The 15,453-nt window shown below is 41.2% G+C and carries 12 protein-coding genes; 8 read left to right on the forward strand and 4 right to left on the reverse strand.

The genetic code is table 11. The annotated features are described in order from the left end of the window. Positions 1-91 precede the first annotated feature (91 nt). From H6G76_RS09710 to minE, 5 genes are all read left to right on the forward strand, one after another. Positions 92-1,414 (forward strand): four-carbon acid sugar kinase family protein, encoded by a 1,323-nt coding sequence (locus H6G76_RS09710; RefSeq protein WP_190699014.1) that lies wholly within the window; start codon positions 92-94, stop codon positions 1,412-1,414. Between the two features lie 203 nt (positions 1,415-1,617). Then, positions 1,618-1,782 carry a hypothetical protein gene (locus H6G76_RS09715; RefSeq protein WP_190699015.1) on the forward strand — a complete coding sequence of 55 codons (165 nt, stop codon included), beginning with the start codon at positions 1,618-1,620 and terminating at the stop codon, positions 1,780-1,782. A gap of 90 nt (positions 1,783-1,872) precedes the next feature. Further along, entirely contained in the window at positions 1,873-3,024 is a 1,152-nt protein-coding gene (gene minC / locus H6G76_RS09720) for a septum site-determining protein MinC (RefSeq protein WP_190699018.1), read from the forward strand. Positions 3,025-3,069: 45 nt separating this feature from the next. Then, the gene (gene minD, locus H6G76_RS09725) at positions 3,070-3,876 is read left to right on the forward strand and encodes a septum site-determining protein MinD (RefSeq protein ID WP_062287403.1); all 807 of its coding nucleotides are present in this window, start codon (positions 3,070-3,072) and stop codon (positions 3,874-3,876) included. 28 nt (positions 3,877-3,904) lie between these two features. Continuing rightward, positions 3,905-4,204 carry a cell division topological specificity factor MinE gene (minE, locus tag H6G76_RS09730; RefSeq protein WP_190699021.1) on the forward strand — a complete coding sequence of 100 codons (300 nt, stop codon included), beginning with the start codon at positions 3,905-3,907 and terminating at the stop codon, positions 4,202-4,204. Positions 4,205-4,621: 417 nt separating this feature from the next. On the opposite strand, the gene H6G76_RS09735 is transcribed toward minE, so the two are convergent. Continuing rightward, on the reverse strand, positions 4,622-5,938 hold the full coding sequence (locus H6G76_RS09735) for a hypothetical protein (RefSeq protein WP_190699023.1): 1,317 nt from the start codon (positions 5,936-5,938) through the stop codon (positions 4,622-4,624). A gap of 982 nt (positions 5,939-6,920) precedes the next feature. Between H6G76_RS09735 and fmt the strand changes: the two genes are divergently transcribed. Next, positions 6,921-7,916 (forward strand): methionyl-tRNA formyltransferase, encoded by a 996-nt coding sequence (fmt, locus tag H6G76_RS09740; protein ID WP_190699026.1) that lies wholly within the window; start codon positions 6,921-6,923, stop codon positions 7,914-7,916. A 24-nt stretch (positions 7,917-7,940) separates the two neighbouring features. Here the strand turns inward: fmt and H6G76_RS09745 are convergent, their stop codons facing one another. Beyond that, on the reverse strand, positions 7,941-8,300 hold the full coding sequence (locus tag H6G76_RS09745; RefSeq protein ID WP_190699029.1) for a DUF6464 family protein: 360 nt from the start codon (positions 8,298-8,300) through the stop codon (positions 7,941-7,943). A gap of 90 nt (positions 8,301-8,390) precedes the next feature. After that, positions 8,391-9,392, reverse strand: coding sequence for a glycerophosphodiester phosphodiesterase (locus tag H6G76_RS09750; RefSeq protein ID WP_190699032.1), 1,002 nt, complete (start codon positions 9,390-9,392; stop codon positions 8,391-8,393). Between the two features lie 365 nt (positions 9,393-9,757). Here H6G76_RS09750 and ligA point away from each other — a divergent pair, with 365 nt between their 5' ends. Next, entirely contained in the window at positions 9,758-11,791 is a 2,034-nt protein-coding gene (gene ligA, locus H6G76_RS09755; RefSeq protein ID WP_190699034.1) for an NAD-dependent DNA ligase LigA, read from the forward strand. Between the two features lie 147 nt (positions 11,792-11,938). Then, positions 11,939-13,117 (forward strand): enhanced intracellular survival protein Eis, encoded by a 1,179-nt coding sequence (eis, locus tag H6G76_RS09760; protein ID WP_190699037.1) that lies wholly within the window; start codon positions 11,939-11,941, stop codon positions 13,115-13,117. A gap of 316 nt (positions 13,118-13,433) precedes the next feature. Here the strand turns inward: eis and H6G76_RS09765 are convergent, their stop codons facing one another. Continuing rightward, complete coding sequence (locus H6G76_RS09765; protein WP_242056362.1) at positions 13,434-15,431, reverse strand: cytochrome-c peroxidase; 1,998 nt, start codon at positions 15,429-15,431, stop codon at positions 13,434-13,436. Positions 15,432-15,453: the final 22 nt, after the last annotated feature.

Below are 15,453 nucleotides of genomic sequence, written 5' to 3' on the forward strand. Positions count from 1 at the left end.
TTAACTGTTGTTAAATCTTGATTTACAAATCATAATCAAAAAATTTCAGCATATTTAATCTTTTCACGCAGCATCTGCATCGCTAATTCTAATGAGTAATAAACCAAAAATAATTGTTTTGGATGATGACCCTACAGGTTCGCAAACAGTTCATAGCTGCTTGTTGCTAATGCGGTGGGATGTAGAGACTTTACGCATTGGCTTGCGTGATGATTCACCGATTTTTTTTGTGCTGACGAATACGCGTGCTTTACCACCAGAGTCAGCAGCAGCTATTACAAAAGAAGTTTGTCAGAATTTAAAACAAGCCATAGCTGCTGAAGGAATAAGCGATTTTTTAGTAGTCAGCCGTTCTGATTCTACCTTGCGGGGGCATTATCCCATCGAAACTGATGCGATCGCCACTGAACTCGGCCCCTTTGATGCCCATTTTCTCGTCCCAGCATTTTTTGAAGGCGGACGCATCACCCGCGACAGCATACATTACTTAATGGTTGACGGTGTGCCTACACCAGTTCATGAAACTGAATTTGCCCGTGATTCTGTCTTTGGCTATCATCACAGTTACTTACCTAAGTATGTCGAAGAAAAGACCCAAGGACGCATCAGTGCGGAGTCGGTCACGAGATTTTTACTCAATGATATTCGTGCTGGTAGTTTAGAACAGTTACTCAAACTGACGGGTAATCAATGTGCTGTGGTTGATGGTGAAACACAAACTGACCTCAACACCTTTGCCAAAGACTTATTAACAGCAGCGAGTCAAGGTAAGCGGTTTTTATTTCGCAGTGCCGCCAGTATTTTAACAGCCTTAGCCGCATTACCTCCCCAACCTATAGCAGCCGAAAACATGGCAGAATATGTGCGGCAAGGCAAACCGGGCGCAGTAATTGTCGGTTCCCATGTGCAGAAGACAACTCAGCAGTTAGCAGCCTTACTACAAACCGAGGGGATAGTAGGAATTGAAGTCGAGGTGAAGCGATTACTTGATAAGCCTGATCAATCTGCTGCACTGCTAGACGAAATATTAGAAAATATCCGCACTGTACATAGTTCTGGCAAAACACCAGTAATTTACACTAGCCGTCAAGAACTCACCTTTGATGATGTTAATACACGTCTTAATTTTGGCATCAAAGTTTCAAGTTTATTGATGGATATTGTTCAAGGTTTACCCTCTGACATCGGTTTTTTAATTAGCAAAGGTGGAATTACCTCCAATGATGTCTTGAGTACGGGTTTAGCTTTAAGAACAGCGCGTTTACTAGGACAAATTCTCGCTGGTTGTTCGATGGTAACAACACCATCTGACCATCCGCAATTTCCTAATTTGCCAGTAGTATTGTTCCCTGGTAATGTTGGCGATGCTAGTGCATTGGCGACAGTTTATAAACGCTTGACGCAAAAATTATGAGGTGTAAAGTATAAAGTATGAAATTTTATACTTTATACTTAATAGTTCATGTTTACTTTATCTTCAAATATCATTTGTCATTAGATCCTGATAAAGGAGAAATTATCAACAACTAATGACGTTATTCCTAAAAAAGTGCAATATATATGCTTACTAGCTGTCTACAGTTGTAGTTAAGAATAATAAATCAGGGTTGATAGAAAATGGTTTGTTCTGAAATACTTCAGAAACATCAGTTTGATGAAAAACTCAACAATTTTGAGCATCGGCTGTTAGTGCATCCCAAGGGAGCGCAAGGAAGCGTTTACATCACTCAGCAAGAAGTCAGGGTGGCATATGTGGCTGCCTTGAACTTCGGTCACTCATAACTTTCTTGGGTGAGAATGTTGTTGCGTAGAGCAACTAATTTAATATAAGTAATTACCCGGAGTTTCTGTCGTGTTTATGGCTGGTGCTGCATGACTTCTGATTTTGCCATCCCTCGCCCAGAGTCAAATTCTGCACGTCCTGATGCAGAGTCAATTTCTCACTTATCAGATGTAGAAATAAGCCCTATCGTTTCTAATATTGATAACGAGTCAAATTCCGCTATTTATGATGCAGAACCCAATCCTGTGATCCCGGATGCGGAGTTATCATCTGTTCTTCTTTATTTAAAGACAAATTCTCAACCTTTGGTGTTAAATACAGATTCTGTTCCTCAAGAATCAGAGTCAAGTTATCAAGATCAGCATATCAAGTCAGATTCGCTTCCAGGGGAATTGGAGTTAACTTTGACTAGAGATTTAGAAACCAATGAAGAAATCCCAGAGGTAGATTTGAGTTCCGCCCTTTGGGATCATAATGTCCAAGAAGTAGACAACCGACTAAAAAACAGTATCCAAGTTCAGTTTAAGAATGAAGTTGGCAAACTGTTAGTCATCTTGCCAACAGAATCTCAATTACCAGCCTCTGAAGTCGCTTGGTCTGATATTTGGCAACAATTAAAGGTGCGATTAAACGCAGGCGATCGCTTAAGAACACCCAACACACCTGTATATTTGATAGCCCATGACAGGTTATTAGATGGCAGGCAACTGCAAGATTTAGCCGACAGCTTTAGCGAAGTGCAACTCCAGCTAAAATCTGTTGCCACTAGCCGACGACAAACTGCGATCGCGGCTGTCACAGCAGGCTATTCTGTAGAACAACTACAACCACAAACATCCCTGAGTTCTGTAACCCAAACAACTCCCACAACCCAAGCAGATGCCCTTTATCTGGAAATGACAGTCCGTTCTGGAGTCGAAATTCGTCATCCGGGAACAGTAATTTTGCTAGGAGATGTCAATCCAGGTGGTATCGTAGTTGCAGAAGGAGATATTTTAATATGGGGGCGTTTACGTGGAATTGCTCATGCTGGTGCTGGGGGGAACCGTGAGTGCCTGATTATGGCTTTACAAATGGAACCTACTCAATTGCGAATCGCCGATGCTGTAGCTAGATCACCAGAAAAATTACCAGCGCAATTTTCTCCAGAAGTGGCACATATCACGCCGCAAGGAATTCGCATCGTTAGGGCTACTGATTTTTCGAGAAATCAATTAGCTAGGATCAATCCAGTACCATAAATATTTATTATAATTCCTTAACCCTCATCGCTCGCAACTCTGAACATGACTCGCATTATTGTGATTACCTCCGGCAAAGGAGGGGTGGGTAAAACTACAGTGTCAGCAAACCTAGGCATGGCCCTAGCTAAGATGGGCCGTCAAATTGCCCTGGTTGATGCAGATTTTGGTTTGAGAAATTTGGACTTGCTGTTAGGACTAGAAAATCGGATTGTCTACACAGCCGTAGAAGTTCTCTCAAGAGAGTGTCGATTAGAACAAGCTTTAGTTAAAGACAAACGTCAAACTAACCTCGTACTCCTACCAGCCGCCCAAAACCGTTCCAAAGATGCAGTCACCCCCGAACAAATGAAGTTATTGGTGAATGCACTGGCACAAAAATATCAGTATGTAATTATTGATAGTCCGGCAGGGATTGAAAACGGATTTAAAAATGCGATCGCCCCAGCCAAAGAAGCCTTAATTGTCACAACTCCTGAAATCTCCGCAGTTCGGGACGCTGATCGGGTAGTTGGTTTACTAGAAGCACAAGGTATTAAGCGTGTACACTTAATAATAAACCGCATCAGACCAGCAATGGTACAGGCAAATGATATGATGTCTGTCCAAGATGTTCAGGAACTTCTGGCAATCCCCTTAATTGGCGTGATCCCTGACGATGAGCGTGTCATTGTCTCAACCAATCGCGGCGAACCTTTAGTATTAGGCGATACTCCCTCTTTAGCTGCCTTAGCTGTAGAAAATATTGCTCGGAGATTGGAAGGAGAAACTGTCGAATTCTTAGATCTCGACGCGCCCCCCGATAACATCTTCGCCCGGTTGCGTAAGTTGTTGTGGACAAAGATTGTTTAATGTTTCAGTCTCCTGAGATCTATTAGCAATGATCATTGAACTTATCGAACGACTTTTTTCTCGAACTCCTGAAAACAGTCGCAATCAAGTAAAACGTCGCCTACAAGTAGTAATCGCCCACGACCGCGCTGACCTAGATGCTCAGACGCTAGAAAAAATGCGTCAAGAAATTCTAGATATCGTCTGTCGCTATGTGGAAATCGAAACTGAAGGCCTAGAGTTCTCTCTAGAAAGCAACCAAAGAACCACAGCCTTAATTGCGAATTTACCCATCCGGCGGGTGAAAGATCCTATGTCTCTGTTAGAAAGTGGTGATAAATCATCGTAGTTGGCAAAAGTGAATTTTTTAACCAAGTATAGGAAGCCTAAATTAGTTGCAAACAAATATATTGCCTATTGCCTGCCTCCATAAGCAGTTTGTAAATCAAATAGGATTGCTATAGTACTAAATTCATTTCAATTACTGTGATTCTTAGCCAAGTCTAGTACCGCAAGGCGAAAATCAAAAGTCAAAAGTCAAAAATCAAAAGTCAAAAGTATTATGGAATAAGCTGTTTAGAACTTTTCAATGGTCTGCTTATTTACGCCGTGGTGTACTAGTTTAAAAACAATAGATTAATCTCCTATGTAATAAATTCTTTGGATGTTACTCTCATACACCTATTTGCTGATCTATCGGCCAAAAATTTCCCGTTATTAGCTGTGCCAACAACGGGAAAAATAAAACTTTTTATACACTTTAAAATTATCGAGTTGCAACTTGTGGCTCTGCCCAAATTTCTGACAATTTATCTCCATAAGTCACAGGCTGATCAGCATCAGTGGGATTCACTGTTTTGCCATCAGTAGCAACTTGTACCAGAGGCCATTCCTCTTCACCCATTTCTCCCTCACGGAACAGCACATGATCAGGTTGGTTTTTACTCCAACCTAATAAGACCGCAATCTTTTCATGATCATCTTCGTGACGGCTGGGAGCGACGGTATTGGTATGATTTTTTTGCCGATCCCAAATAACTGCGTGATCTGTAGCATCGCCTGTATTGAATACACCTTCAAACTTGCGTGCTAAAAAGCGATCGCTTTTTTCTGACCAACTAACAGGAACTAGTACCCCAATTTGTCCATCTTCACGGATTTGTTCTGGAGGTGCAACACTAACCTTTAATAGTGGATCGTTGATTTGAGAAGTCGAAGCCATTACCCGCAACTTTTTAGTCTGTCTATCTTCGACAAACATCACGCTGGTAACACGGCTATTGTACATTTCGGGTTTAATTTCCATTTTCACCCGACTGTAAACAGCATACTTACCATCAGGAGAAATCACTGGGACACTACGGTAATAACGCACACCAGAACTACCCTTAGAACCAATAGCCTCCTGATTAGCCAAAATCCACTTCCAGGGAATTGGATGCGGACTACCTATAGGATCTACCTGTTCTGCTTGCTCTTCACTAGGTGCTTCAGTTGTCGAGTCTGGTTCTGCTTGAGGGAGCGGTTCAATAGTTGGAATTCGAGGTGTTCCCGATAATGCTACTTGAGGATTTTTCTTCAGTGAAGCACTTTCTTCTGGCAGCAAAGATTCGATTTCAGCAGCTGTGAGTTCTGCCCTTAATTTTAATTTATTAATAGATGTGTCAGGAATTGGTGCCAGATCTACTGATGCTAAAGGATCGATATTTGTTAAAGCGTGTACATTAGTAGATATTGAATAATCTGCTACTACTAGAGAATCAATTTTTGCTGCTTCTACAACTGGTTGTTTTCCAACTTCAGCTATTGTTTGGCGTACTGAGTCAGATTCTCCAGGTAAAAAATTGCTAGAACTATCTTGAAACATTCCAGCTAAATCAGGTTCGGCAACATTGGCCGTCTCTTGTGGTAAAGCTTCAGATTCTCCAGTTTCTGGAGTAATTTTAGCTAGTATTTTTGATTGTTTAGCAGAGGTAGAGTGACCTGATGCCGCAATTAAAGGAGCAATCAGCATCACTAAGACAACATAATTAAGAAATGGTTGCACACGGAACCATCCTGACAGCAAGAGGGGTTTGAGCATGGTGGACTCTCTAGAATTGCGGGTGCTGTGTGAAGAGCAATCGAAGCCTATGCAGTGAGGGGAAGGTGATCATTATAGGTATAACAGCAAACTCAAAGTTTGACAGAGTTGCTGAAGATAATTTTTTTAAACTTGCAAAAGGTTACAAAAATTTAGTATCATCACTTTCACTTTTAATTACTAAATATTAGTTATTGACGATTGTTTTGCCAGCACAAAACCTACGCAGATGAACCCAAGCAATTACTGCATAAAATAAGATTTTGCTGCCAATAAATACTTAACCACTCCAAAAAACTGGTAATTGGTTAAAAAGTACTTAGCGTATCATGTCGGCTACAGATACTGGCAGCCTAGAGGTAGAGCGAATAGCTGAACTGTTGGGATAGACATTAGCAACAGCTAAGTCGCAGGAGGCTCCCCTATTTATCCCTGCTACAACAGCGCAGACCCCGATAACGGTAGAAGTGAGGCGTTACTTTAAAAATTGAGAAAGCTGACGCACAACACATAATACTCGAAAACTATAGTTAGTATCCACCTTTATCATGAAAGTGAAATCTAACTGTAACAATTGTCAAAAGACAACTACACTTATAACCTTATCTGGGGCAAAATTTAGATTTGAGATTTTAGTTTTCGATTGTACATCCACAAGAGTATGCAGTTTAAGGATTTTAGATTTGCTCTGCCACAAGCGACAGGGCTTAAACCGAAAGAACAATCCACAATCCAAAATCCTGATGGTCAAGCTGGCTAGCTAAACCTGACAAAGCTAATTGTGATATGTAAGTGAATCCGCCTAATAAAAAACTATCAAGTTGATATCAATTTATCAACCTGTTAAGTTAAATTATTTTCAGTTTATCAAGAAAATCTGAATTTCGCCAAGTGAATTTGAAGAATAGGGAGTGAGGTAAGGGGGATAATGACAAATAACTAAGTAGCTATTTATTAGCTGTTGATCATTGGATCTCGACTAATGAAAATTGTATTTTTTGGTACTCCTGAATTTGCCGTCCCTACCCTAGAAAAATTGCTGAATCACCAAGAATTTAAAGTGTTAGCAGTTGTCACCCAACCAGATAAACGTCGAGAACGAGGAAACAAGCTAACTCCTTCACCAGTCAAAACAGTTGCTCTTAAGCATAATTTACCAGTTTGGCAACCAGAAAAAGTCAAAAAAGATGTTGAAACTCTGACAAACTTACAACAATCAAATGCTGATGTGTTTGTTGTAGTAGCGTATGGGCAGATTTTATCCAAAAAAATCTTAAATATGCCTAAGCTGGGCTGCATTAACGTGCATGGCTCGATTTTACCTAAGTATCGCGGTGCGGCTCCAATTCAATGGAGTATCTATAACGGCGAACCAGAAACAGGAATCACGACCATGTTAATGGATGCTGGAATGGATACCGGGGCGATGCTGCTAAAAGCAACCACACCAATTAAATTGTTAGATAACGCTGACAATTTAGCCGAAAGACTAGCAACAATGGGTGGAGATTTATTAATAGAAACTCTGTTAAAGCTGAAGCAGCAAGAAATTCAACCAGTTCCGCAAGATAATTTAGAGGCTACTTATGCACCTTTGATTCAAAAGCAGGATTACGAATTAGATTGGTCAAAGAGTGCGGTACAGTTACATAATCAAATTCGGGGTTTTTATCCTAATTGCTTTACGACTTTTCGTAACCAAACTCTCAAAATTACAGCCTCCTTTCCCCTTGGTATTGCTTACGCGGGTGAACTACCACCAGAATTAGAAAAGTTACGTCCAAAATTGCCTGAGTTATCAAATATATCTGGGAGTCCAGGAGAAATAGTAAGCATTGCCAAGGGAATAGGAGCGATCGCCCAAACTGGTGACGGTTTATTATTATTACGAGAAGTTCAGTTAGCTGGTAAGCGTCCCCAGTCAGGATGGGATTTTGTGAATGGTACGCGTTTAACAGTAGGAGAAGTCTTGGAATAAGTATGAAGTGTAAAGTCTGAAATTTTATGCTTCACACTTTTCGTAGTAGCGACAACCATTGCATGGGCCGTGCGGGTTGACAGCACAGCGCACAATTTCTGAATGGGCGTTATATACACAGGTAGCATCGCCAACTATCCAACGTCCATCTACCAAACTTTTTTCTGTCGGCCTTTGAGCAGATTGGACGTAGAGTGCTATATTATACAGCCGATAACGCCCTGATTTAAATTGATATCTATGCCGACGCTCTAGTACAGCATAGGTTTTACCTTCAAAATCAAGATAGTTTCCAGGTTGGGGTGTCCAGTCCAATTGAACTTTACCGAGGGACTGACGCGGGTGTGTCAGTATCACCTCGGTTGGTAGAGAATTTGGCTCCATAACTTTAGGTGATGTGGTTTACATTATAAAAATAGTATCGCAGGAGCCTACTCTTGCTAATCCAACTTAGATTATAATTATTGATTCTGGTTATTTTTCAGCAGTGTGAATTATGCGATCGCGCACAGCCACAGCATGATCAGCAAAGTCACTAAATACACCATCAATACCTAAATTAAAGAATAGTTCATATTCTTTTTGCGGATTACCTTGAAAGTCTAAAGGTAAAAAATAGTCTTCATTGCGAAAAGTCCAAACATGAACTTCTAAACCAACAGCATGAGCATCATGCACCAAAGTTGTGGGAGACTGTAACTTTCCGGTACTATCTCTAGGAACTAAAATATCTTTATGAATGCCAATTGCTTGGGCATATTTAGCAATTTCTTCTAACCCTGATTTAGCTGTTAAATCTGCATAGGCGAGAGTTTCATCACTCACGATAAAATCATAAGGTTTACCAGTTAAGTTAATTAACTGCACTAGAGGTAAATCAGTTTTTTTCGCTAAATATTGTAAGTTACTGACTTCAAAAGACTGAATAAAAACAGGTGCATTTGCCCCTTGATAACCGTTAGCTTCGAGATTGCCTATTAGGGTATCTTCTAATGGTAAACCTATAGATTGGAAATAAGTCGGATGTTTCGTTTCTGGGTAGATCCCAATGTTGCGTCCCAAAGCAGAATTTTGATTTTTTGCTAAATCAATGATTTCTTGTAGCGTCGGAATTTCCCATACTCCATCATACTTTATGTTTGCAGAACGCAGTTGAGGAATTCTTTCTTTAGCTCGGAGGGTTTTTATTTCTGTTATCGTAAAATCTTCAGTAAACCAACCCGTCTTTACTTCTCCATCAACTATTTTAGCCGTTTGCAGATGAGCAAATTCACCATGACTAGCAACATCTGTAGTTTGCGAAATTTCATTTTCATGCCGCGCAATTAAAACACCATCTTTAGTAGAAACTAAATCAGGTTCAATATAGTCAGCACCTAAATTAATAGCTAATTCATAAGCTGCCAAAGTATGCTCTGGACGATAGCCACTAGCACCGCGATGGGCAATGACAATAGGGATTTTAGCGTTAGTCATTCATGAATTTTTTATCGAACCGCCAAGCGCGCAAAGAACACAAAGGAAATACAGCATTTTTCACTTGGATGAGGTACATATTTCTAGTCTCTAGCCCTCTCCCCTTGAAAGGTTTACTGCACAACACTGAGAAACACTGTAAGTAATCTTCTAGAGGAAGGGAGTATTTTATGCCTTTTCTCTTTATACCTCTTACTGGCTACTGCATTAAACCGACTGACGGATGCCATTATAGGTATACCAGCGAGTACCCTGGAGAAGTACACTCTGATTTATCTAAGTTATTTGTAATAATTATCAATTGACTGACAAAATTTGACTATTATCTTTAAATTTTATTCTCTCGGTATTTCGCAATCAATCCCATGACACAGACTCAGACTGAAGCAAAGCGCGTAGAAGAACTACGCCAACTTTTGCAACGAGCTAGTTACGCTTATTATGTCTTAGACACACCCATCATGGAAGATGCAGTCTATGACCAGCTATATCGTGAATTGCAGCAGTTGGAAATTCAATATCCAGAATTGATAGCACCTGACAGTCCGACTCAGCGCGTGGGTGAAAGACCAGCAACTCATTTTACTTCGGTACGGCATAACATCCCCTTATATAGTTTGGAGAATGCTTTTAATGTTGATGAGTTGCACAACTGGGATCAACGGTGGCGGCGACAATTACCAACAACAGACTCGGTAGAATATGTCTCGGAACTGAAAATTGATGGTTCTGCTTTGGCACTTACCTATGAAAATGGGGTTTTGGTTAGGGGTGCAACTAGAGGCGATGGGGTAGCAGGAGAAGACATTACCCAAAATGTGCGGACAATTCGCTCTATTCCTTTACGTTTAAATTTTGATGGTTTAGAAGCGATAGAAAGGGTAGAAGTTCGTGGTGAAGCATTCTTACCTTTAGAAGTCTTTAAACAAATTAACGAGGAACGCCAGAAAGCAGGTGAACAGTTATTTGCTAACCCCCGCAATGCCGCAGCTGGTACACTGCGACAGCTAGACTCGCGTATTGTGGCACGGCGGCGGCTAGATTTTTTTGCTTATACGTTGCATATTCCCGGAATGGATGATGCCAGTATTGCTAATACCCAATGGGAAGCGTTGGAATTGTTGCAAAAGATGGGTTTTCGAGTCAACCCTAATCATAAATTGTGTGCGTCCCTGGTGGAAGTCGCCCAATATTATGAATACTGGGATACGGAACGGCTGAATTTACCCTACATGACTGATGGGGTAGTAGTGAAGTTGAATTCTTTTAAGCTGCAAGAACAGTTAGGGTTTACTCAAAAATTTCCGCGTTGGGCGGTGGCGTTGAAGTATCCGGCGGAAGAAGCACCGACGCGAGTAGAAAATATTGCGGTAAATGTTGGCAGGACAGGGGCGTTGACACCTTTAGCAGAAATGCGTCCGGTACAATTAGCCGGGACAACAGTTTCTCGCGCTACTTTACATAATAGCGATCGCATCGCCCAATTAGACATCCGCATCGGTGATACTGTCATTGTTCGCAAAGCCGGAGAAATCATCCCGGAAGTGGTGCGCGTCATTAAAGAATTGCGTCCTGATGATACTGAACCTTTCGTGATGCCTTCCCATTGTCCGGTTTGCGGTCAACCAGTGGTACGCGAGTCAGGTGAGGCTGTAACTCGCTGTGTCAATGCTTCTTGTGCCGCAATTCTTAAAGGTTCAATTGAACATTGGGTCAGCCGTGATGCTTTAGATATTAAAGGTGTAGGCGAAAAGCTAGTACATCAACTTGTGGATAAAGGTTTAGTACATTCCGTTGCTGATTTGTATAATTTGACAGCCGAGAAATTATGTACCTTAGAAAGAATGGGGCAGAAGTCAGCAGAGAAATTAGTAGATGCGATCGCCCAATCAAAAAATCAACCTTGGTCTAGAGTATTGTATGGTTTAGGCATCCGTCATGTTGGCAGCGTTAATGCCCAACTCATCACCGAGAAATATCCCACAGTAGAAAAGTTAGAAACAGCCAAGCAATCAGATATTGAAGGTATTTATGGAATTGGTGCAGAAATAGCCCAGTCTGTTTATCAGTGGTTTCATATTGATGCTAACCAAATTTTAATTGAACGTTTAAAAGCCGCAGGAATACAATTTGCTACCCAAGAAACAGAATTAGTTACTAAAGGTAATCAGAAGTTTGCTGGTAAGACTTTTGTAATTACAGGTACATTGCCAACCTTAAAACGAGATGAAGCCAAAGCATTAATTCAAAAAGCAGGTGGTAAAGTCACTGACTCTGTTAGTAAAAAAACAGACTATTTGGTAGCAGGAGAAGATGCCGGTTCTAAATTAGAAAAAGCCCAAGCTTTAGGAATTGCACAATTAACTGAAGGGCAGTTGTTAGCGATATTAGAGGAATAAACCAATTTGTAAAGGTATTCAGATCCCCGACTTCTCAAAGAAGTCGGGGATCTTTTTGTTCACTTCCCTGGATGAATCAAAAGGAAGAAGTACGGCTTGTAATATATATTGTAGTATAGAAAGGTTTCTTTGCTTATGGTGTAAGCGATGACACCTTCATTTGAATACAAGAGTCTTGTCCAGCCTGAAGACGCGAAACGTTTGGGGTCTATTCTCGAACAGTGCTTTGTCATGGCTGCTGGTGACAGTGAAATGTACTTTAACCGTATTGGGTTAGAGAACTTTCGCGCTATTTATCGAGATGGTTTAGTTGCTGGTGGACTAGCGACTTTATCAATGGGGTTATGGTTAGGTGGCCAGTCTGTACCAATGGCAGGAATTGCCGCAGTGGGTATTGCTCCAGAATATCGTGGAAGTGGAGCCGCGATCGCACTTTTACAAAACACTATCAAAGAACTCCATACCCAAGGTACACCCATCTCTGTACTTTACCCTGCTACGCAACAACTGTATCGCAAAGTAGGGTATGAGCAAGGTGGTAATTCTTGCGTTTGGGAAATTTCGACGAAAGATATCCAAATCCAAAAGCAACCTTTACCTTTACAACCGATAGCAGACCTGAATCATGAAATCTTTCATGATTTATATCAACAGCAAGCTAAACTAACTCATGGTTATCTAGACCGTAATCAAGCTATCTGGCAAGAAAAAATTCTGACAGATGGGCAAGAAACTGTCTATGGTTATTTTATTGGTAGCCTAGACCAACCCCAAGGTTACATTATTTTTAGCCAGCATTCCGAAGGCGATGAAACAGTAATTAGAATTAGAGATTGGGTAGTTCTTACTGATGCTGCTGCACAAACTTTTTGGGCTTTTCTTGCCAAGCATCGTACAACTCTCAAAAAGGTATTTTGGCGGAGTTCAATTATTGATTTCCTCACATTGCTGCTACCAGAACAAACAGCAAAAATTAAAAATCAAAAACGTTGGATGCTGCGAATTATAGATGTATACAAAGCACTCCAATTGCGGGGTTATCCACTTGGAATTGAAACAGAATTACATTTGGCAGTTCAAGATGATTTGTTAGCTGCCAATAATGATAAATTTATTCTCTCTGTTGCCAATGGACGAGGCGAAGTTACCCAAGGCGGCAAATGTGAGTTACAGCTAGATGTTAAAGGATTAGCATCTTTGTATACCGGTTTATTCACACCTAGTAATTTAAAACTAACGGGAAAATTAGAAGCAACGGAAACAGCACTCCTAGCTGCAACCCAAATTTTTAGTAGTCCTTCCCCCTGGATGGCTGATTTCTTTTAAAAAACCCTGTAGAAATACAGGGTTAGTTATTTCTTAACGTGAGTTCGACGGATTGAAAAAACCCCTCTCCAAACCTCTCCCCTACAAGGAGAGAGGCTTTAAAAGCTTAATTTTTCTTGCTATTTAAGCCCCTCTCCGCGTCGGAGAGGGGTTGGGGTGAGGTTCATCGAATTCACGTTATTTCTTAGGTTTTGGGGAGAAAAAATTTATCCGAGTAGGGTGTGTTACGGCTTCAGCCTAACGCACCCCTAGATAGAAGAAATCTAAATGGTGCGTTGCGCTGTACAACAACGCACCCTACTAACCATAAAGAAATTTACTTATTGGCTAAGAAATTAGGCGTACCCTTCCCACCATATTTACCAACAGCCGGAATCTCTAAAAAGCGATCTTTAGCTTTGCCATTACCGCCGCTAGTTACAAATGTAGAATCACCCTGATGTCCATTAGGAACAAGTAATTGTGGGTGGTCAAAGGGAGCTTTTTCATCGCGAACTCGGTCATCAGTTAGTGCCTTCATGAAAGCCACCAAATCAGCTTGCTCTTGTTCTGTGAGATTCAATGGTCTGAGGGCGCTTTGCTGACGAAAATCTCCGCCACGATTATAAAAGTCCACCACTTGTTCTAAGGTCAAGTAGCCACCGTTATGGAAATAAGGTGCAGTAAGTTCGATGTTACGCAGTCCTGGTATCTTAAAACTACCGTCTGCCAGAATTACGTCACTGGAAGTCACAGTAGTATTAGGTTCCGAGCCAAGCAACTTCTTGAAAGTGCCTAACAAAGCTAATCTCGGTTCCGATAGCGGATTACCAAAGGGATCACTACCACCAACACCAACATCTTCTAAGGTAGGTCTTACCCCAATATTGACCCAACCCTCATCAAAGACAAGTCTGGCGTTAGGTATTTGTATTGTCCCAATACGTTCTTTATCTACAGCACTCACTGTCGCTTTAGTGAGTTCTCCGCCATTGTGACAACCTATGCATTGAGCTTTGTTTTCAAATAACGCTTTCCCTCGTTTTTGCTCGTCGCTGAGATTAGCTTTGCCTTCTAAAAAGCGATCTAAAGGTGTATCGTCCGAAATGAGTGTAGACTCATACATCTGTACCGCCAGCCCAAAGAACAGAGGGAAGTTGTACTCCATCAATGTGTAGTCATTGGTCTGCAAGGAGTTATCTGGCTTGTTAACAAAAGTTCTGCTACCGTCAGCATTGACTTGAATGATGCGATTTGAACGCCACCATTGAGGTTGGAAGGCCTCGGCAATTAGTTTTTCATAGCTGGAAGTTTGCATTCCAGTTAGTGGCCAACGGCTCTCTTTTCCTAAAACGCTGTCTTGTGGATGGACAATCTGTTTACCTAAGGGTCTAAGAGCTTTACCTTTCCCTATTAACTTTTTCCCTAGCCTTCGGAGTATTTTCCTACCTTTGCCAAGGCCGTGAGATTTTTGATTAGCTGCTCCAAACTTATCACCAATCTCTGCAAAGGTGCGACCATCAGCAGACATTTCAGAGGAACTGAGTGGTGGCCCGACAGCTTGGGAAGCTAAAGACGCATGATTGAGGCTCACTTTCAAAGATTCTAGGCGATTGGGAGTAATTGCTTTCACAACAGTGGCGTTGGGGTCTCTTAACCCAAATTCATTCACGCCATTGAAAATTTCTTGCGCTCTCCCGTCCCAGAAGTTACGAAAGTTGAATACTGCGCCAATTACAGTTGGTGTATTACGCGGCTGAACGCGGCGTACATTAATATTATTTACATTAAATACTGGGTCGGGTAAATCTTTTACTTGGTCTGTATCATTACCAGGTTTAACATCCACAAACTCAGTCTTAAAGGCACCTTGAGAAGAGACAACATCGTTAGTCTGTAAGGGGAAATCTTCAGTCTTGAGTTGATAGTTAGGTGCGCCACCAACATCAAAAACTGTATCTGGATTTACTGTTTTATCAGCGTTAACTCGCAGCAGTCCAGGAGAAACCTGATTTTTAGATCTATTGTCGGCTCCAGCATGAAAGTGACAACTTGCACAAGCTGTTACGCCGTCGCTACCAATCTGCATATCCCAAAACAGGGCTTTGCCTAACTTGATGGCTGCTACTTTGTTTTTGACAAACTCTGTGAGGTTGTCAGGTTCTGGAACTTTTACTGTCTTCAGCGAAGTTAAAGGTCGCGTCGTCACCTGTGCTGATACGGTGTTTCCAGCAATAATGGCAATACTAACGATCGCCGCAATTACAATAGGTTTAGAAAATTTAGCTCCTAGCCGTTTAGATTGCAGATGATTTAATATCTGCCTTTTTTGCAATCTACTCTTTGAAGTAAGTAGA

This window comes from Nostoc sp. FACHB-152, from assembly GCF_014697475.1.
GTDB lineage: Bacteria > Cyanobacteriota > Cyanobacteriia > Cyanobacteriales > Nostocaceae > Nostoc_B.

Coding starts and splice junctions, on each gene's coding strand:
- ligA (WP_190699034.1), top strand. CDS start 9,758: ATGACACAGACTCAGACTGAAGCAAAGCGCGTAGAAGAACTACGCCAA.
- H6G76_RS09715 (WP_190699015.1), top strand. CDS start 1,618: ATGGTTTGTTCTGAAATACTTCAGAAACATCAGTTTGATGAAAAACTC.
- H6G76_RS09745 (WP_190699029.1), bottom strand. CDS start 8,300: ATGGAGCCAAATTCTCTACCAACCGAGGTGATACTGACACACCCGCGT.
- H6G76_RS09735 (WP_190699023.1), bottom strand. CDS start 5,938: ATGCTCAAACCCCTCTTGCTGTCAGGATGGTTCCGTGTGCAACCATTT.
- eis (WP_190699037.1), top strand. CDS start 11,939: ATGACACCTTCATTTGAATACAAGAGTCTTGTCCAGCCTGAAGACGCG.
- minD (WP_062287403.1), top strand. CDS start 3,070: ATGACTCGCATTATTGTGATTACCTCCGGCAAAGGAGGGGTGGGTAAA.
- minE (WP_190699021.1), top strand. CDS start 3,905: ATGATCATTGAACTTATCGAACGACTTTTTTCTCGAACTCCTGAAAAC.
- minC (WP_190699018.1), top strand. CDS start 1,873: ATGACTTCTGATTTTGCCATCCCTCGCCCAGAGTCAAATTCTGCACGT.
- H6G76_RS09750 (WP_190699032.1), bottom strand. CDS start 9,392: ATGACTAACGCTAAAATCCCTATTGTCATTGCCCATCGCGGTGCTAGT.
- H6G76_RS09710 (WP_190699014.1), top strand. CDS start 92: ATGAGTAATAAACCAAAAATAATTGTTTTGGATGATGACCCTACAGGT.
- fmt (WP_190699026.1), top strand. CDS start 6,921: ATGAAAATTGTATTTTTTGGTACTCCTGAATTTGCCGTCCCTACCCTA.